The following is a 16154-nucleotide window of genomic DNA, read 5'->3' on the forward strand; positions in this document are numbered from 1 at the left end:
TCGACACCACCAGCTCAACGGCTTGCCGCTTGTACTCCTCGGTAAACGACCGACGTTGACGTTCCATTCGACACCTCCGCGCTCAATGAGCCTACTACAGGTGTCCACTCATTCGGAGGAGGTTCACTCGCCTAATTCTGGAATCCTCAACCGACTCAGCATCAGACACTCAAGTTCGGGCCATTGCGGGAGATAACGGCAGGAGGCCGCAATGACCCTCCTGCCGATGCTTGACCGTAAGCCGTGGAAGCCGACGTGATGCCTGGATTCGCCACCAGGTGGGGTGGGGATTCGCTCGGGGCTACCGGTGATCTGGCCCAGGCGAGCTGGCCAGAGGCCGGTAGGTCAGCGACACTTATATCTGAACGAGGCGAAGTTTCGGCGCGCCAATCAAGGGAGCGAGCCGTTGCTGGATCGCGACGATCTTTTCAAGAGGGCGCCACTGGATCGACATCCTTGCGATCCGGCCATCAGTGTCGACGCTCAGATCATCAACGCCAGTGACCTCGGCGTCTCCCGCGCGGATTCGCAACATGATGGCAGCGCGGTTCTCACCCGCGATGATGTCGGTCGCCTCGAACTGGTCGATGCCCGAAAGAAGGACCCTAAGCACGCCCAGAGCCGCCTCCTTACCAACAAAGGGCTCCGTAAAAATTGGACTCTCCAGCACCACGTGGTCGGCGAGATGCTCGCCAAGAGAATCAGGGTTGCGAGCGCGCATTCCTTCGAGAAAAGGAGAAACATGGTCCATCATCATCACAGCAGCTCCATCTTGGGGAATTTCGGTATCATGAAGAAAGAGGATCTCGGCTCCCGCCTTGCTTTTGGCCTTAGGATGTTCAGGTCTGCTATTTTGAGAGATGGCCGTCAAAGAATGACGCAATCTCCTCGAACACCTCACGCGTCTCTGGCATGGTGTCATCGCGAAGATATTGCGCGTGAGACATGGCCTCGAAGATCTGGAGCTGTGCGTCCACACCGGACTGGCGAAGCTTGCGGTGTAGGCGTACCGTGCTGCTCAGCAGTAAATCTCGCGTGCCGCTCGTCAGGATCGCTGGCGGAAGCTCCGCAAGCTTCCCGTAGATAGGTGATAAGAGGGGATCAGCGACATCGTGCCCGTTTGCGTAGAGGCGAGCTGCCGGCTCGCAGAAGCCCTCGCGTGACACCAGAACGTTGTCAATCATCGAGTTGGTGGCGAAGCTGTCGCCGACACCGGTCAGGTCCGCCATCGGAGCGCCAAGCCCGATGGCGCCAGGAAGCGGGATGCCTTGATCTCTAACGCGCAACATTGTTGCAAGTGTGAGTGCAGCGCCGGCTGAGGTGCCGAACATGGCCATTTGTGAGGACTTGCGAGTCTTGAGCGCCTCTTTCCAGACGGCAACCACATCATCAAGCGCAGCCGGAAAATAAGCGGCCGGTGGCATGCGATAATCGATAGCGATGACGTGATAGTTACCGAAGCCTGCCATCAAGATCGCCTCGACAGCCGCCGCCTCTCCGCCACCAAGAACGTAGCATCCCGCATGAACTTGAAGCAGCAGCCGATTGCGATTTTTCGGCGCTAGGCTGGAAGGCATGACATCGAACACGCGCACGCCGCCCATCACCATCGGTGTCACGGTCACATGCAGGCGCTCCACCAAGGCCAGCGCCGTCTTGGTGCCGCTCGCCTCACTCGAGCGCTGCCGTTCAGCCCAACCCTGTGGAGTGTTGGGCCACTGATTGAAGTCGGCCGGTGGTGGCTTTGCCACCAGCGTTTGAAGCGCGCTGCTGATGTCGGAAGGCGCAGGCAGGGGGCGGGCGGGCGCGACGCGGTCCTGCGCGTTCGCAGTGCCAAAGCAGAGAGACAATGCGACCAAACCAGCAGTCCGCACGAATGAGGGCAGCGTCTTCACGAGGCGTGCTCCTATCAGCCCTTCACGAGGCCGGCAATTTTTGCGAGTGCCGCATACTGAGTCTTAAAAGCCTCTAGAACCTCAGGCGGTGCGCTCTCGGGGCGGCCTGAGTGGAAGGGCGGGTCAGGCTCGTACTCCATCAGCAACTGGACGACTTGAGCTTGGACGGGGCCGCGCAGCATGGCAGCTACGGTTAAGGCGAAGTCGATGCCGGCCGTTACTCCTCCGCCGCTCGTGTAGCGGCCGTCAATGACGACGCGAGCGGGGTCTGGGATGGCCCCATACTGCGGAAGTAAATTGCGCTGCGCCCAGTGACAGGCACTTCGTCGCCCCTTCAGAAGGCCGGCTGCTCCAAGGATGAGCGAACCGTTGCAGATCGAGGTGACATATTTTGCCCCGTCAGAGAGGCGTCGCAAATCCTGCTGCACATCAGGCGTCATCATCGTCGAGCGATCCGTGCCGCCGGGGACACAGATCAAATCGCAGCCCTGCACGTCTGCGAGCTTCTGGCTTCCGCCGATCGAGACGTGCGTATCCGAGATGATCGTGCCACCCTGCGGACTTGCGATACTAACCCTCACATGTGGAAGGCGGGCAAGTACCTCATTTGCGCCAGCAAAGTCCTGGAGCGTGAATTTCTCGTACAGGACAAACAGGATGTGGAATGGGCTGCCGGCATCGATGGCTTCGGCGGCGATGGCTGCAGGCAGCGGTAAACCGCCTAGGACCGCGGCGGCCCCGGCGAGACCGCCGAGCATGAGCGCGCGGCGCGAAAGATCGGCCGACGCCGAGACGTTTAGCTTTGACTCGATGTCTTCGGCCATGTGCAATGCTCCAGTTGTCACGTCAGCAGCGCCGAATTGCGCTCAAGCATTTTTATCGTGATCAACGCCGGGCCCAAACGACATCGTTCCCTCAATTCACGCCATGGCTCAGGGCCAATTGTGCGGGTACCGCAGCGTGTCCGGAAGTCTTTCGTTCAATTTGGGCGATGTTTTCAGGAGCTGAACTGGTGCTGCATTCGGCTACTCGAGGAGGTCGTCAGTTCTCCAAAGAGCCTCGCAGCGCAGATCCATCAACAAATTTGCTTATCCATGCTCGTCCATGTGGCAACCAGGACAACCTCTCACATCGGGTGGAAGCCGCTCTAGCGGCCAGAAATGAGGGATCTACGTCGTTTTTCGGCGGTAGCGACCTTGATAGGTTGGCTGCAAGTACTAGCGCTTTCGGTGACTATTAAGGCAAATCATGACCGGAGAAACGCCGGGACACTTGGCACACATTGAGGATATCAAGCGCCTCAAGTCTCGCTACTGCCGCTTCATAGACGGCAAGCAGTGGGGCCGCTTGAAAGAGCTGTTCACCCCCGAACTGCAACTTGAAGGCTTCACGATTGTTGGCGGTAACGGTGCAACTTTTGTCGATGATCTGGCTCGGCGACTCGAAGCCTCAATGACCGCCCACCATTGCCACACCCCTGAGATCAGATTGACCGGACCCCACACTGCCGAAGGCGTGTGGGCGATGATGGATTTGGTTGAGTGGCCCCATCCAGTGGACCTCAAGAACTTCTCCGGTGCGACGGGATTTTACGGGACCGGGTTCTATGAAGAGCGCTATCGCTGGGACAACGGCCAGTGGCGGATCGCATTCATGCGCCTGACGCGAACCCGATTCGAACCTCTGATCCATGGCGCGCGGCCACCGGGCTTCGACGTATTTGCCGGTCTTCGCGGCTTCACGCCACCTTCGTCCGATTGGATGCGCTGATGCGCGATGCTTGATACTCACGATATAGAGAGGACCGATGATCGAACCGCTTAACAGACGCTCCGTGATGACGCTCACCGGTGCTGCCGCCGGCATCGTCGCAATCGCTCCGCCACGCGCCCAGGCGCAGGATACCAAGAAGATTGCCGCAATGAGAAAAACAGTTCTTGAGATTCCAGTAGACAACCCAACCTTCGCAGCCAGTATCGGATCATACGAGAAATTTGGCTACTCGCCCGCCGTTCGGGCCGGCGGGCTGCTCTTTATCGCCGGTCAAATCGGGCGCAGGCCCGATGGAAAGATCGGTGACACCGTCGCTGAGCAAACGGAACTGGCGTTGCAACGAACAGCCGAGATTTTGCGCCTTGAGGGTCTGGATATGACCGACTTGGTCGAGGTCGTTAGCTACCATGTCGATATCCAGCATAATCTCGAAGCCTTCATGGCGGCGAAAGAACGCTATGCCGTAAAGCCGTACCCCGCGTGGTCGATCATTGGCATTGATGCGCTAACCTCGCCCGATTTCAAGATCGAGATCCGGAGCATCGCCGCTTTGCGAAGCTAAGGACGAATCGGCGTATCGACCGACGTGTTTCTGTCAAAAAACATCACGCTAGATACTCGCTTAATTGACGGCGCGCTCCGGTGCTAATTCAGGTGACGGGACTCATGAACTGCTAGGGTGCCCGAATCTGGTTTACGAATGCCATCAATGCAGGCGTACGAACTGCTGCTTCCGATAGTAGGCGAAGTATCCAGGATATCGCGGCGGCCAATCCTCGAATAGGGGATTAGTTGTTCTGCCTCTATATGCGGAAGCATAAGGTGGTCGACCCACATAGCAATGCCTATCGCTATCCGGATCCGTAACAGATCAAATTCGAAGGACGCATCTTCCTGCCAAAGGCGGGTTGGACCCGGATGGTGGTCCACCGGGCCGATCCTGGGCAAGGTCAAGATGTGACGATCTCCAGCGTTGCCGAAGCTCGGCCATTTAGGGCCGAGAGTAGTCACTTGCCGGTCTGCCGATCGAGGCGGCGGACCGCCTGGGGAGGCATGCCGTAATGTTTTACAAAGGCTCGCCGCATGCGCTCGGGGTCGGTGAAACCGACCGCTTGCGCGATCGCCTCGATCGGCTCAGATCCGGCCTGTAATCGTGCGCGGGCCGCTTCGAGCCGAAGTCGTTCGACAGCCCTCGCTGGCGTCTCACCCGTTTCGCGCCGAAATGCGCGGCCGAATTGACGAAGGCTGAGACGCGCAGCTTCCGCAAGGCGTTCGATAGGTAACGGCTCCTGCAGACGATCGCGTGCGAAAGCCAATGCGATCCTTATGCGATCGGACTCCGGTTCCATCTGAGAGATCGGGGAATATTGCGATTGTCCGCCGGCGCGTCGATGATAGACGACAAGTTCGCGCGCTACTTTGCGCGCTAGTTCGACGCCGTGGTCAGCCTCGATCAGCGCCAAAGCAAGGTCGATGCCTGCCGTGACGCCTGCCGATGTCCAGATAGCGCGATCGGCGATAAAGATCTTGTCGGCATCGACCTCCACCGCCGGATACCTCCGTTGCAACTGGTGCGCCATCCGCCAATGCGTGGTGGCGCGTTTTCCATCGAGCAGTCCTGCCTCGGCCAGCAGAAATGCACCAGTGCAGACGCTCGCGATCCTGGATGTCCGCACGGCAAGCCGCGCCACCGCCTGCACTTCGCCCGGTTTAAGCATCGGGGCGATGTCGCCGCCGGAAATGACAAGCGTGTTCACATTGGCGTCACCGGCCGCCATGGTGGTCACCGGAACGCCACCGCTGCTCGGGACGAGTCCACCGGCGCGCGATAGGACCTCAAGCCTGTAAAGCGGCCGCCCGGCGACCTTGGCCACGGTCTCGAAGGCAGCGAACGGGCCAGCAAGGTCGAGGATCTGATGGCCTGGGTAAACGAAAAATCCGACGATGTGCATCGTTGGCGCATTCTAAGGGATCCAAGTCCTTTGCGCCATACGCTCCTGCCGACATAATCCGTGTGAACCGGGGAGGCCACCCATGACCATTCTGATCCCGCATTATGAGGGGGCTCGGAGCCCAGCGTCGGTGCCCGAGCATGCGTAGGTGTCCCAAGATCGAGCCGGCCGACTTGCCGTCGGTCTCGCGGCTGAGCTCGTCCTATGGCCGAGCCGATTTTGCCGATGCGTTTTCGGCGGACTTGCCAGAAACGGCCTCTGGGGACGTAGAGGCGCTCGCACGACATGTCTTCGAACAGCAACCTGAGTGGATCGCGATGCTGATGAGCATCCGAGACATTCTAGTGCGGCCTTTCGGCCTCAAAAGAGCAGCCGATCTGCAGTCCAGCGGAGGCGACCGCATCAGCATCTTTCGTGTCTTCGATCGAGACCAGGACGAGATCATCCTGGGAGAAGACGACCGGCATCTCGATTTCCGTGTGTCGGTCCTCTTGCAACCGACATCCGAGGGCCGGCCCCGTCGACTGATCGTAACGACGCTCGTCTTCTACAATCGTCTGCTGGGCCGGGCTTACATCGCGCTTATCGCGCCCTTCCATCGCTTGGTCGTACGATCGTCGCTCGATCAAGCGCAGAAGCGCGGATGGCCGAGTGATAGCGGCCGTGCCGCTCAGCCGCCTCCCGCGACGGGCCCAGCCAACGCCAGCAACGCATCGGATTGAACGCTAACAGGGACCGAGCGACGGTCATGCTTCTATGCCGGCAGGAGCCCTGTGGCCCGGTAGCTTTCGATCAACGCGTCAAACAATGATATGTCAGAGCGGCTTCTCGCCATGAGCTGAGCTCCGGCGACTGCCGCAAAGATCGCACGTGCCCGCGCCTGGCTGTTATCTGGGCGCGCCACGTCGGCGGCGACAAGCGCCTTGCTGATCCAGGCCACGTTGACGTCGGAGAAGGTCTGAACCTCTGCCGTCACCTCATCCGGAAGATCATCATATTCGGCCGACATGAAGCTGCAAAGGCAAAGCCGATTGTTGCTCTCAAGCGATCTCCGGAAGATTTTTCGGATACTCCCGTAGTGCACTGATCGGATCCGCCGCGTCTCTGAGTAAGCTTTCGAGCTCGCTTTCGGTATCTTCCCAGTAGCGCCGAGCAACCGCTGCACCCAAGCCCGCCTTGCTGGGGAAGTGGTGATAGATGCTCGCCGCCTTGATCCCGACCTGGTCTGCGAGATCGCGGAAGTTCAGTCCGCTGCAACCATGCGATTGAGCGATCTGCCTGGCAGCAATCCCCGAGCCTCTTCGTTTGGAAACAACCACCAACATATTGATATTGCTGAGGTACAATCCTCCGATTTTTTCCAAACGCGCGTTAAAATCGTTGAATAATCAAGCAGGTTTTGATTCCGCCATTCGGGCGTTCGCTCAAGGCTGGCGTTGGTGCGGAACTCCTGGACTTAGCGCTCCACTCGGCTGTTCATTTGGAAACTAGGAATTTGGAAAGGCGCCGTGTTGCCGGCGGCCAGGATCAAGTCTCAGCCAGCATCCAACTATCTCAGATCCCCCGCAGTCCCGTTCTCGTCTAGGACGCCGCAACGAATTCGCAACGAATTGGGTGAAACGACCGTGAACAGAACGCGACCAATGCGGTCCCCACATCAAGAAAGATCAATAACTTAGAAGATGCTCACTGCGTTCGGGACGCAGGGAGCCCCACGGTCAGATCGCAACTTGAACCGAATGTCGGTATCGGTGGTTGCGCCTCCCCGCAACCAACGATCCTTGCGAAAGCAAGGCACCCAAAACCCCGGCTTCCGAGAGGATGTCGGGGTCTTTCTTGTTCGCGGCGAACCGAAGGATCGCGGCCTGGTCGCCGCGCAGCACGATCGCCAACTCCGCCTCTTCAGGCACAAGCGTCACCTGATCGACTAGGGTGCGAAAGACTTCCGCGGCCTCGGCCTTCCCGTCCTCGCTCTGCAGGCTCTCATAGAGCGCCGCGATCCGCTGACGGTAGATCTCGGCCATATTCGGATGCAGGAGGGGCGGCGGCTCTTCGGCGTTCGCCAGCAATTCGGTCAGCTCGGCCTTGCGGGCTTCCAGACCGCCGATCTTGTACTTGAGCTGAGCGCCCGGCACGCCATCCAGGATGGCTTGGATTGCTCGGTCCAAGTCCCGCTGGACGCGTTCTAGCTCTTTTCGCTGACTGATGATGTCTGCGCTACGCTCAATCCGCAGCCGGTTCACCTCGCGGGTAAACTCGTCGCAGAACTCCTTGAATAGCTCCGGCTCCATCAGGTGGGTCCGCAAGCCGCTGAGCACCGAGGCTACGAGCGCGTCCCGTCGGATATTCAGCCGGCTGTCGCAGGTGCCCTTGTTCCGCGACGTCGCGCAGCCGAGCAGATCCTTAGAGATCATCGTGTAGCGCCTGCGACATGTGGCAGAATGCCCAGCCGATCGGTCATCACGGTGGCAACCGTGCGGCGAAGATCATGCGTGGTCCAATAGGGCAGGGGCTTAGAGACGACAAATCGTCGAACTCTGGCATCTCAATGAGTGATCTGAACTCGCGCCAATCATGAGGAACTCAAGTTCCGGACTTTCGCACCCTTGCAAGGGGTCGGCCTGCGTCGGCGAGCGCTACGGCCAGAACGATCTCATCATCCAGGGGCGCATCCGGAATCGAGAGCGATACCGCATCGAAATGATCGAAGCTCCACTCATCATCTTTCTGGTGAAGGGGAATATCGACGCTTGCGCCAGCGGCGGCCCGCTTGGTGACGGAGGGAATGACAGCCAATCCTCGGCCGACGACCGCACGAATGTATTTCCCGAGTGTCGGATGGAGAAGCGCCGCGCCATGTTCCAGCTCCCCGCGGAGACCGACAATGGCTCCTTTGCCATAACTGACGGCCGGTCTGCGATATACGAGCAGTTCGACGGCGCGTTTCGCAAGGATGGGTCCGACATTATCCGCTGCCTGGATCAGAGGAAATAGGTCCTCGGCGAAGCGGCCCGCAAACGGGTTGCCGAGCACCGCCGCGACGACGACCTTGCGCACCGACGGTGCGAGCTCCCTGTCGACCTCCTGATGAAGGTCCTCGACGATGGCGACGATTTTGCGAACGGTTGTCATGGCCAAGTCTCATTCCGAGGCGCCGACTACGAAGCTACACATTGCGCCGGCAGATTGCCGAGATCTGCGATGGTCTCAATGCCGTTGTCTGGCTGAACCCGCCCCAGCAGCGCCTCGCAGATGACGTGCCCGGAACTGTCGAGTCGCGCATTTCCCCTCGGGGCCTCGATTTCAACTTGTGGAAAGACGATACGGATCTTGTCGGTGTCGAGGGAGCCCGCGCGACGAACCGCATCGGCCCAAAGCTTCAGCGCGACATAGGTTCGCTCTCCATGCGGAAGCACCACTGTGGTGCCACGAACAGTACGGCGCACCGAAGCTGCAAATCGCTTGTCATAGGCCGCGAGCATCGCCTTATTGCTTGGCGTATCGATGCTCATGAAATAGTCCTCAACACTAAGGCCACCTGCGGCGGCGCCTTCCGTCGCTGCGGCGATCGATTCGTGAATGAGATTGGTCGCCAGTTGCGGCTTCATCTCGAAGCTCTTGTATTGTTTGACGAACGTGACCGGGTCGTCGCCAATGCCATGCCATACGATGTCGGCGCCCGATTCTCTGACCTGCTGGAAGGCCGGACCGAAATCACGAGCTCCAAACGGGAAGAACTGGACGCCCGCGAGTTTACCGCCTTTCGCTTCGATCGATGTCTTGATGGCCGGAACGAGAACATCCCGATTGGTTCCGAGATCCGACGCCAGGACATAAATCGATTTGCCGGCATTGCTCGCCAGCCATTCGATAGCCGGATTGACACTCTGGTTGATGGTGAGGCCTGTCGTAACCAGCCTGGGATGGCATCGTCCTTCATCGAAATTCGGGTGGAATAGGAGCTTCTTCGCGCTGGCTGCAACCGTCAGGATCGCCTCGCGTTCGGAAGGTAGAACCGTGCCGGTGATCATGGCGACGCCATCCGGGCCGAACAACTTGCGTGCCTTTTCAAGGGTCGTCCGCGTGGACATCTCGCTGTCTTCGGTCACGATCTCGATCTGCCGCCCCGCCGCTCCTCCGGCGGCGTTCACCTCGTCGACGGCAAGCGTCAGGCAGTTCTGATTGGTCTGTCCGACGAACGCCAAGGGTCCACTGAGTGGCCCGAGAAATCCGATCTTGACCACTTCCGCTGCTCGCAAAATGGCCGGAGCCCCGATCAGTGCTGCTGTGGAGGCCGCTCCAGCAAGCAGCAGGCGCCTGCGATTCAACAAATGCGTAGCGCGCGACATCATTCCACCCCTTCTTCAACCGTCAAATTGCGAAATACTTTTGCAGAAGGTCCGGGTCCCTGAACTCCGTGGGCGCCCCCTCATGAACGATCCCGCCACGGTCCATGACGATGCAGCGCTGTCCCGCTGCGATCGCGAGATCGATATTCTGTTCGACCAGCACAATGGCGAGCGACATATCGCGCGCCAGCGTCGGGAGCAGCTCGCCGATCAAGTCGACGATCATCGGCGCGATTCCGTCGGAGGGCTCGTCCATCAGCAATACGTCGGGCTGTCCGCAGAGCGCACGCGCGATCGCGAGCATCTGCTGCTCGCCGCCGGACATCGTGCCGCCTTTCTGGTCGAGGCGTTGACGCAACACCGGGAAATAGCCGAAAATGGTCTCGTCAACGTTCGTCTTGCCGTCGCGACGAGACCGGCTGCCGAGTTCGAGATTTTCTCTCACGGTGAGCCGTGAAAAAATGCCGCGCCCCTGCGGGACATAGGCAACGCCAAGTCTCGCGATGCGGTGCGCGGGGAGACCGACGACCTGTGCGCCGTGGACTCGAACGGACCCGGAAACGTCTGGAACGATCCCGATAATCGACTTGGCAAGGGTTGACTTTCCCGATCCATTGCGGCCAAGCACGGACAGAACCTCGCCGATCTCGACGCGCAGGCTCAAGTTGCTGATGATCGGCGCAAGCCCGTAGCCTGCAGTTAGATTCTCAATGTTGAGCATGTCTGGAGACCGAGCGACCGAGATACGCGTCGCGGATACGCGCATCCTGTTGAATGTCTTCAAGTGCACCGTCGCCGATCAACTCGCCCTGGTGCATCACCAGTATCCGGCAGTTCAGCGAACGCACGAAACTCATATTGTGCTCGATCACGGCAACGGCACAGCGCTCGCGAAGACGCTCGACGAGGCGCGCCATGTCCTTTACGCCTTCGACTGTCATCCCGGCTGTCGGCTCGTCCAACAGCAGAACATGCGGACGGCACATCAAGGTCATGCCGACCTCAAGCCACTGGCGCTGGCCGTGCGAGATCGCGTTGGCTGGTAGCTTGGCCTGCGGCGCAAGTTTGATCGTTTGCAACACGTCATTCGGGTCGGGCATCGAAACGCCGCTATGCGCCTCGACCGCGACACCCGCGACGATCAGATTGTCGCGGACTGACAGGTGTGAAAATACATTCGCGCCTTGAAACTTTCGGACGATTCCAGACCGACTGAATGCGTGAAGCGGTTGTCCGATCATGTCTTTGCCGCCAAGTCTGAGTCCACCAGCGTTCGGCCGCTGCGCGCCCGACAGGATATTGAGCAACGTGCTCTTGCCTGCCCCATTCGGACCGATGATGCAGATCAGCTCGTTGGACGACAGATTGAATCCGACGTTGCTAACTGCTCTGACAGCCCCGAACGCAACGGATAGCTGCGAGGCAGATAACAGCGGTTGGCTCATCGGTTCGCCTCTATTGAGGCGGTCGACCGATGCGTTGATGGCCAGCGAATCCTGCGAACTACCGCGAGGCCGTCCGGCACGAAAAGCACCTGAAGAACGAAAAGGCCGCCAAGCAGGATCGGCCACAGGTTGGCGCTGTAGCTCGCAAGCTCAAATTGCAGCCGGGTGACGAGCAGCGCCGCGACGACCGGACCGATCAACGTACCGCGGCCGCCCACGGCGACCCACACCAGGATCTCCATGGACATCGAGGGCAGGAACAGGTCGGGAGCGACCACCTGATTGGTGGCGGCAAACAGGCTTCCCGCGAGAGCGGCCAGCGCTGCCGAGAACACGAAGACTCCCAGAAGATAGAGAGACGTATCGTGACCCAGGGAATGTGCGCGAAATTCGTTCATTCCGAGTGCGGCCAGCACCTTTCCATAGTTGGACCGGGAGGCGAGCCACAGGCCGAGAAGCGAGACTGCCAGCAAGGCGAGCGCCAGGTAGTAGCTGGCATAAGGCCCGGAGAAATCGATCGCACCGTTCAGGAACGAAAGAGTGGGAATTCCCAGAATGCCGACATCTCCGCCAGTGAGCGACGACCAACTGACGACGAGTTGAGCCACAATCATCGTCATTGCCATCGTTATGATCGCGAAGAAGTGCAACCTGACGCCAGCGTAAATCAGGAAATAGCCGATCGCCCCGGCCAACAGGACCGCTGCGCCGATGCCAGTCATGACACCGAGGAATGAGCCAAGCATGAACTTTGTCGTGGCGATGGCCGTGCCATAGGCGCCAAGACCAAAGAAAACGGCATGCCCCAGACTCAGAATGTGAGCCCGGCCCCAGAGGAGATCGAGGCTGAGGGACAGGATAGCCATGATCACGGCGTCCCGTAGAGCCGAAAGTCCGTATTCGCTGATCATTGCCGGCAGCAGCGCGAGGCAGGCAAACCCAAGAGCCGTCAACAGGGCAATGCGGCGTTCACCCTTAGCCAACGGCTCCTGTCGGCAGAGTGTCGCTATTTGCGCGAGGCGAACCATGTCAGCGTCTTCCCGTCATGTCGTGCGCCGCGCTGAAGCCCGGGATGAGCCCCTGTGGCCGCATGCGCATGATCACGATGGCAAGGCCGAGGCTGAGCGCCGATGCCGCTGACGGGTCAATGCGATAGCTCAGCAACGTCTCGGCGCTCCCCATCAATACGCTCCCGATGACGGGGCCGATCAATGATCCGATCCCGCCGACGATCACCACAAAGAAGGCCTTACCGATGTAGAAGGAGCCGAGATGGGCTTCGACCGACGCCAGAGGCGCGACCAATGCTCCCGCGGTCGCCGCGAGCGCACTGCCAGCACAGAACGCAAGCCTCCCGACCCGTTTGGTATCAATGCCGAGCGCCTCCGCCATGATCCGGTTCTGCAGCATAGCTCGCAGATCAAGACCAATGCGCGTACGTGTGAACGCGATCATCGATATCGCGATCAGTACTGCCGCCATAGCGATAATGAAGAGCCGATAGGTCGGATATTCCGCACCAAGGATCGGCAAGACGCCTGCAATCGGCGTCTGGACGTTCTGGGGACGCGCGCCAAAACCAAGCTCGATGAGCTTTTGCAGGACAAGGCTCAATCCGAATGTGGCGAGCAGCGTATCGAGTGGGCGGAGATAGAGCCTCTGAACGATCAGCATTTCGATCGCCAGGCCGATAAGTGCTCCGAGCAATGGAGCCGCGCAGAGTCCAAGCCAGAACGCTCCGGCACCATAGGAACTTCCGATCACCTGAGCGAGCGAAACCGTGTAGGCGCCAATCGTCACCAGCTCGCCGTGGGCGAGATTGATGACGTCCATCAGGCCGAAGATGATCGCAAGCCCGAGCGCGACAAGCGCAAGAATGCTGATCAGCGTAAGCGCGTTAAGCACGATGACGGCAATATCAGCCACGACGGCCCCTCAATTGTTTCCGGAGATCCGCGGCGTGACATTCATGCGCAAATCCGAATCCAGAACGAGGCGTCGGCTCACATCGGCGTTGAGGCGCCTGACATATCGCTCTGCCTCCACGATGTGTTCAAGCATGAGCTGACGAACGGCGTCGGCATCCTTCTTGCGGATTGCCGCCACGATAGCGCGATGCGCAGCGACGTTGGCATCCCCGAAGCGGCGATACTCCTTGCCGGCGGGATCGCTCCCGAGCACAACAAGGTGACGCAACATCTGGTTGATGATCTGACAGAACAGGCGCAGCAGCGGGTTCGGATTGGCCTGTGCAAGAATGTCGTGGAAGTGCAGGTCTTCCTGGCGCTGGAGCAGCGCATGTGCGCGATCCTTAGAGTGCGGCGCGCAGGTTTCAATGCTGCGCTCGAGCGCAGCGATTTGCTCCTCGGTCAGATGCGGCACCGCACCTGCGGCCAATTCAGGCTCAATGACGCGACGGATCGCATAGATATCGTGGATCGTGACGTCCTTGAAGAACAGGTAGTTCTGCAGCAACTGGAATGTACGGTCCAACTCAACTTCGCCAACGCGTGCGCCGCCGGCGGGGCCGGTGCTGATCGTCACGAGTCCTTGCACCTCAAGCGATTTTAACGCCTCCCGCATCGTCCCTTTGGACACCCCGAACGTGTCCTGAAGTTCGCTTTCCTTCGGAAACCGGTCTCCGGGCTGCATGGCGTGCTCCGCGATCCAGCGCTTGATTTCTTCGGCGACGAGGTCGCCGCGCTTCTGGGCGTTCAGCGGCTTGCGAGGCCGGGGCGACTTCGACGCGTCGGGAGTTTGGTTCATTTCACCGGACCTTGACCGTCCGGATGCCGAACGGCTAATGAATATATTTATCATAATAAATATAACCAGAAGGACGAGCATGTCAACCGGCAAGGCACCAAGAGAAGGATCCGCCAGCGTTCATTCACCCCGGGAGCTGTGGGCGTTCTCCGCCAGCCAGCTTTCGAGGGGCTATGAACGCCACGAAATTTCGCCGGTGGAGGTTTGTCACGCGATCCTGGACCGCCTATCGGCAATTAATCCGTCGCTCAAAGCGTTCTGCTTCGTCGATGAGGACGAGGTGCTGGCGCAGGCTCGCCAAGCGGAAGAGCGGCATCGGCGCGGCGCAGCGCTCAGCGCGCTCGACGGAGTGCCTGTCTCGGTCAAAGACAATATACAGGCTGACGGTACGCCGACCCTGTTCGGTTCACGCGCGATCGACCGCGCAACCTCGTTCAAGCAGGACAGCCCGTCCGTTGCACGGCTGCGCGAGGCCGGCGCCGTCATTCTCGGCAAGACCACCATGCCGGAATTCGCCTACAAAGTGACCACGGAAAGCCCATTGACCGGCATCACCGTGAATCCTTGGAACCGAGAACACTCTCCGGGTGGCTCAAGCGGCGGCGCCGCCGCGGCCGTGGCAGCCGGACTTGGCCCCATCGCACTCGGTACTGATGGAGGCGGTTCGATTCGAGTACCAGCAGCATGGTCCGGCATCTTCGGTTTCAAGCCAAGCTTTGGACGTGTGCCTCACTATCCTCGCGGCACATTCGCGCCGCTGAGTCATGTTGGCCCGATGACCCGCACCGTCACGGATGCCGCTCTCATGATGCAGGAAATCACCCGACCCGACGTCCGCGACTGGTATTCTCTTCCCCCTGATGAGGTCGATTACCTTGCGGAAATCGGACGCGGCGTGGAGGGAATGAAGGTCGCGGTGACCACCGCCATGGGGCTGCCAAACGTCAGCGGCGACCCTGAAATTGCGCAGGCCGTCAAACGAGCAGCCGACATTCTCGCATCCCACGGAGCACTCATTGTCGATGCGGACCCGCCGGCCGTGGAGAATTGCCGGGCGTTGCATTTCACGATGTGGACTTCGTATTGTGCAGCCGTTGTTCGCAGCCTCTCTGAAAAGCGAGATCTCCTCGATCCGGGTCTGCTCAAACTGGCGGAGCTAGGTGAGAGCCTTCCCAGGCACGCATTCCTCGAGGCCGTTGCTGCACGCGCGGATGTCGGCCGGGACATCAACACGTTCTTTTCGCGTTACGACCTTCTACTTGGTCCTGTATCGCCTATTGTTGCGCCTCGCACACCCTGGCTTCCAGCGAGCCCACCGATCGTCCCGTTTCTTACGAGCTGGTGTAATCAGGCAGGCGTGCCTGCAGCGTCGGTACCGATGAGCTTTAGCAAAACTGGACTTCCGATCGGAATCCATCTGGTTGGGGCACGATTTGCGGATACGACCGTCTTGCGGGCGAGTATGATCCTCGAAGCCAGTCGGGCCCCTTTGCCATGGCCTGAGATTCGATAATTCAGGACCGGTCCCCTCCGCCTTACATCAAATCGGTCGTTGACCGCGTGGACGTACCGCGCCTGCGTGCATCGCGGGTGATAAAGCAACCCTCGAGCAGACTTATCGTAGGTGAGCAAAACGCGAACCGAATGTTCGCAGTTTTTACGTAGATAGCGCCCCTGGCCGGAATCGAACCGATGAAGAAAGGTGCGTGATCTTGGCCCTAAGTTTGCGTCGGCATCTAAATGTCAATCTCGATCATAGGAAAGATTCTTTAGAAAGTGATGCGCCCGGCGATGTAGCGCACCTCTGATTCGAACCCCGACAGCCGGCGATAGCAGCCCGCGGCCCTCAACACACACGGGCGAGCGCGGCGGCCGTCGGTCAGCTAACCTTGGCCGGAGATATCGCTGGTCATCCGAAGATGGCCTCGACGTCCTTCAAGGAGTGGCCGGTCACAGCAGCGATCTGCGGCACGC

Annotated in this window: 16 protein-coding genes and 1 pseudogene; 4 read left to right on the top strand and 13 right to left on the bottom strand. The window is 59.7% G+C overall.

Features of this window, described 5'->3' with window-relative positions:
• Positions 1-355 precede the first annotated feature (355 nt).
• Genes AC066Y_RS35850 through AC066Y_RS35860 form a run of 3 tightly spaced genes read right to left on the bottom strand, consistent with a single transcriptional unit; the run spans position 356 to position 2719 of the window.
• Positions 356-871: a nuclear transport factor 2 family protein gene (locus AC066Y_RS35850; RefSeq protein WP_478277981.1), complete on the bottom strand. Its 516-nt coding sequence runs from the start codon at positions 869-871 to the stop codon at positions 356-358.
• Positions 849-1895, bottom strand: coding sequence for an alpha/beta hydrolase fold domain-containing protein (locus AC066Y_RS35855; protein WP_478277982.1), 1047 nt, complete (start codon positions 1893-1895; stop codon positions 849-851). Before AC066Y_RS35855 ends, AC066Y_RS35850 begins: the two co-directional genes overlap by 23 nt.
• A 14-nt stretch (positions 1896-1909) precedes the next feature.
• Positions 1910-2719: a DJ-1/PfpI family protein gene (locus AC066Y_RS35860; RefSeq protein WP_478277983.1), complete on the bottom strand. Its 810-nt coding sequence runs from the start codon at positions 2717-2719 to the stop codon at positions 1910-1912.
• 424 nt (positions 2720-3143) lie between these two features.
• On the opposite strand from AC066Y_RS35860, the gene AC066Y_RS35865 reads away from it, so the two are divergent.
• Together AC066Y_RS35865 and AC066Y_RS35870 are read left to right on the top strand one after the other, a co-directional pair.
• Positions 3144-3665 (top strand): nuclear transport factor 2 family protein, encoded by a 522-nt coding sequence (locus AC066Y_RS35865; protein ID WP_478277984.1) that lies wholly within the window; start codon positions 3144-3146, stop codon positions 3663-3665.
• A 37-nt stretch (positions 3666-3702) separates the two neighbouring features.
• A complete protein-coding gene (locus tag AC066Y_RS35870; protein ID WP_210204544.1) occupies positions 3703-4230 on the top strand; it encodes a RidA family protein in 528 nt (175 codons plus the stop codon).
• Between the two features lie 445 nt (positions 4231-4675).
• Here the strand turns inward: AC066Y_RS35870 and AC066Y_RS35875 are convergent, their stop codons facing one another.
• Positions 4676-5620, bottom strand: a complete 945-nt coding sequence (locus tag AC066Y_RS35875) for a GlxA family transcriptional regulator (protein ID WP_478277985.1) — start codon at positions 5618-5620, stop codon at positions 4676-4678.
• Positions 5621-5760: 140 nt separating this feature from the next.
• Here AC066Y_RS35875 and AC066Y_RS35880 point away from each other — a divergent pair, with 140 nt between their 5' ends.
• Positions 5761-6342: a DUF2867 domain-containing protein gene (locus AC066Y_RS35880; protein ID WP_478277986.1), complete on the top strand. Its 582-nt coding sequence runs from the start codon at positions 5761-5763 to the stop codon at positions 6340-6342.
• A 32-nt stretch (positions 6343-6374) separates the two neighbouring features.
• On the opposite strand, the pseudogene AC066Y_RS35885 reads toward AC066Y_RS35880, so the two are convergent.
• The 9 genes and pseudogenes from AC066Y_RS35885 to AC066Y_RS35925 all read right to left on the bottom strand — a co-directional run bounded on the left by AC066Y_RS35885 (position 6375) and on the right by AC066Y_RS35925 (position 14180).
• Positions 6375-6939, bottom strand: a pseudogene (locus tag AC066Y_RS35885) (TetR/AcrR family transcriptional regulator).
• 399 nt (positions 6940-7338) lie between these two features.
• Entirely contained in the window at positions 7339-8034 is a 696-nt protein-coding gene (locus AC066Y_RS35890) for a hypothetical protein (RefSeq protein ID WP_478277987.1), read from the bottom strand.
• 169 nt (positions 8035-8203) lie between these two features.
• Entirely contained in the window at positions 8204-8752 is a 549-nt protein-coding gene (locus tag AC066Y_RS35895) for an amino acid synthesis family protein (RefSeq protein ID WP_478277988.1), read from the bottom strand.
• Positions 8753-8778: 26 nt separating this feature from the next.
• The gene (locus tag AC066Y_RS35900; RefSeq protein WP_478277989.1) at positions 8779-9972 is read right to left on the bottom strand and encodes an ABC transporter substrate-binding protein; all 1194 of its coding nucleotides are present in this window, start codon (positions 9970-9972) and stop codon (positions 8779-8781) included.
• 19 nt (positions 9973-9991) lie between these two features.
• Complete coding sequence (locus AC066Y_RS35905) at positions 9992-10690, bottom strand: ABC transporter ATP-binding protein (RefSeq protein ID WP_478277990.1); 699 nt, start codon at positions 10688-10690, stop codon at positions 9992-9994.
• On the bottom strand, positions 10677-11414 hold the full coding sequence (locus AC066Y_RS35910) for an ATP-binding cassette domain-containing protein (RefSeq protein ID WP_478277991.1): 738 nt from the start codon (positions 11412-11414) through the stop codon (positions 10677-10679). Before AC066Y_RS35910 ends, AC066Y_RS35905 begins: the two co-directional genes overlap by 14 nt.
• Positions 11411-12442, bottom strand: a complete 1032-nt coding sequence (locus tag AC066Y_RS35915) for a branched-chain amino acid ABC transporter permease (RefSeq protein WP_478277992.1) — start codon at positions 12440-12442, stop codon at positions 11411-11413. The genes AC066Y_RS35910 and AC066Y_RS35915 overlap by 4 nt, the downstream gene beginning before the upstream one ends.
• Position 12443: 1 nt before the next feature.
• Positions 12444-13340: an urea ABC transporter permease subunit UrtB gene (gene urtB, locus AC066Y_RS35920; RefSeq protein WP_478277993.1), complete on the bottom strand. Its 897-nt coding sequence runs from the start codon at positions 13338-13340 to the stop codon at positions 12444-12446.
• Positions 13341-13349: 9 nt separating this feature from the next.
• A complete protein-coding gene (locus AC066Y_RS35925) occupies positions 13350-14180 on the bottom strand; it encodes a FadR/GntR family transcriptional regulator (protein WP_478277994.1) in 831 nt (276 codons plus the stop codon).
• Positions 14181-14259: 79 nt separating this feature from the next.
• On the opposite strand from AC066Y_RS35925, the gene AC066Y_RS35930 reads away from it, so the two are divergent.
• Positions 14260-15693, top strand: a complete 1434-nt coding sequence (locus tag AC066Y_RS35930; RefSeq protein ID WP_478277995.1) for an amidase family protein — start codon at positions 14260-14262, stop codon at positions 15691-15693.
• Positions 15694-16154 lie beyond the last annotated feature (461 nt).

This window comes from Bradyrhizobium sp. USDA3010 (genome assembly GCF_056429065.1).

What these genes read in the sequence shown, in the direction of transcription:
- AC066Y_RS35925 (WP_478277994.1), bottom strand. Translation starts at nt 14,180, where the DNA reads ATGAACCAAACTCCCGACGCGTCGAAGTCGCCCCGGCCTCGCAAGCCG.
- AC066Y_RS35860 (WP_478277983.1), bottom strand. Translation starts at nt 2,719, where the DNA reads ATGGCCGAAGACATCGAGTCAAAGCTAAACGTCTCGGCGTCGGCCGAT.
- AC066Y_RS35865 (WP_478277984.1), top strand. Translation starts at nt 3,144, where the DNA reads ATGACCGGAGAAACGCCGGGACACTTGGCACACATTGAGGATATCAAG.
- AC066Y_RS35870 (WP_210204544.1), top strand. Translation starts at nt 3,703, where the DNA reads ATGATCGAACCGCTTAACAGACGCTCCGTGATGACGCTCACCGGTGCT.
- AC066Y_RS35910 (WP_478277991.1), bottom strand. Translation starts at nt 11,414, where the DNA reads ATGAGCCAACCGCTGTTATCTGCCTCGCAGCTATCCGTTGCGTTCGGG.
- AC066Y_RS35890 (WP_478277987.1), bottom strand. Translation starts at nt 8,034, where the DNA reads ATGATCTCTAAGGATCTGCTCGGCTGCGCGACGTCGCGGAACAAGGGC.
- AC066Y_RS35905 (WP_478277990.1), bottom strand. Translation starts at nt 10,690, where the DNA reads ATGCTCAACATTGAGAATCTAACTGCAGGCTACGGGCTTGCGCCGATC.
- AC066Y_RS35880 (WP_478277986.1), top strand. Translation starts at nt 5,761, where the DNA reads ATGCGTAGGTGTCCCAAGATCGAGCCGGCCGACTTGCCGTCGGTCTCG.
- AC066Y_RS35900 (WP_478277989.1), bottom strand. Translation starts at nt 9,972, where the DNA reads ATGATGTCGCGCGCTACGCATTTGTTGAATCGCAGGCGCCTGCTGCTT.
- AC066Y_RS35895 (WP_478277988.1), bottom strand. Translation starts at nt 8,752, where the DNA reads ATGACAACCGTTCGCAAAATCGTCGCCATCGTCGAGGACCTTCATCAG.
- AC066Y_RS35915 (WP_478277992.1), bottom strand. Translation starts at nt 12,442, where the DNA reads ATGGTTCGCCTCGCGCAAATAGCGACACTCTGCCGACAGGAGCCGTTG.
- AC066Y_RS35875 (WP_478277985.1), bottom strand. Translation starts at nt 5,620, where the DNA reads ATGCACATCGTCGGATTTTTCGTTTACCCAGGCCATCAGATCCTCGAC.
- AC066Y_RS35930 (WP_478277995.1), top strand. Translation starts at nt 14,260, where the DNA reads ATGTCAACCGGCAAGGCACCAAGAGAAGGATCCGCCAGCGTTCATTCA.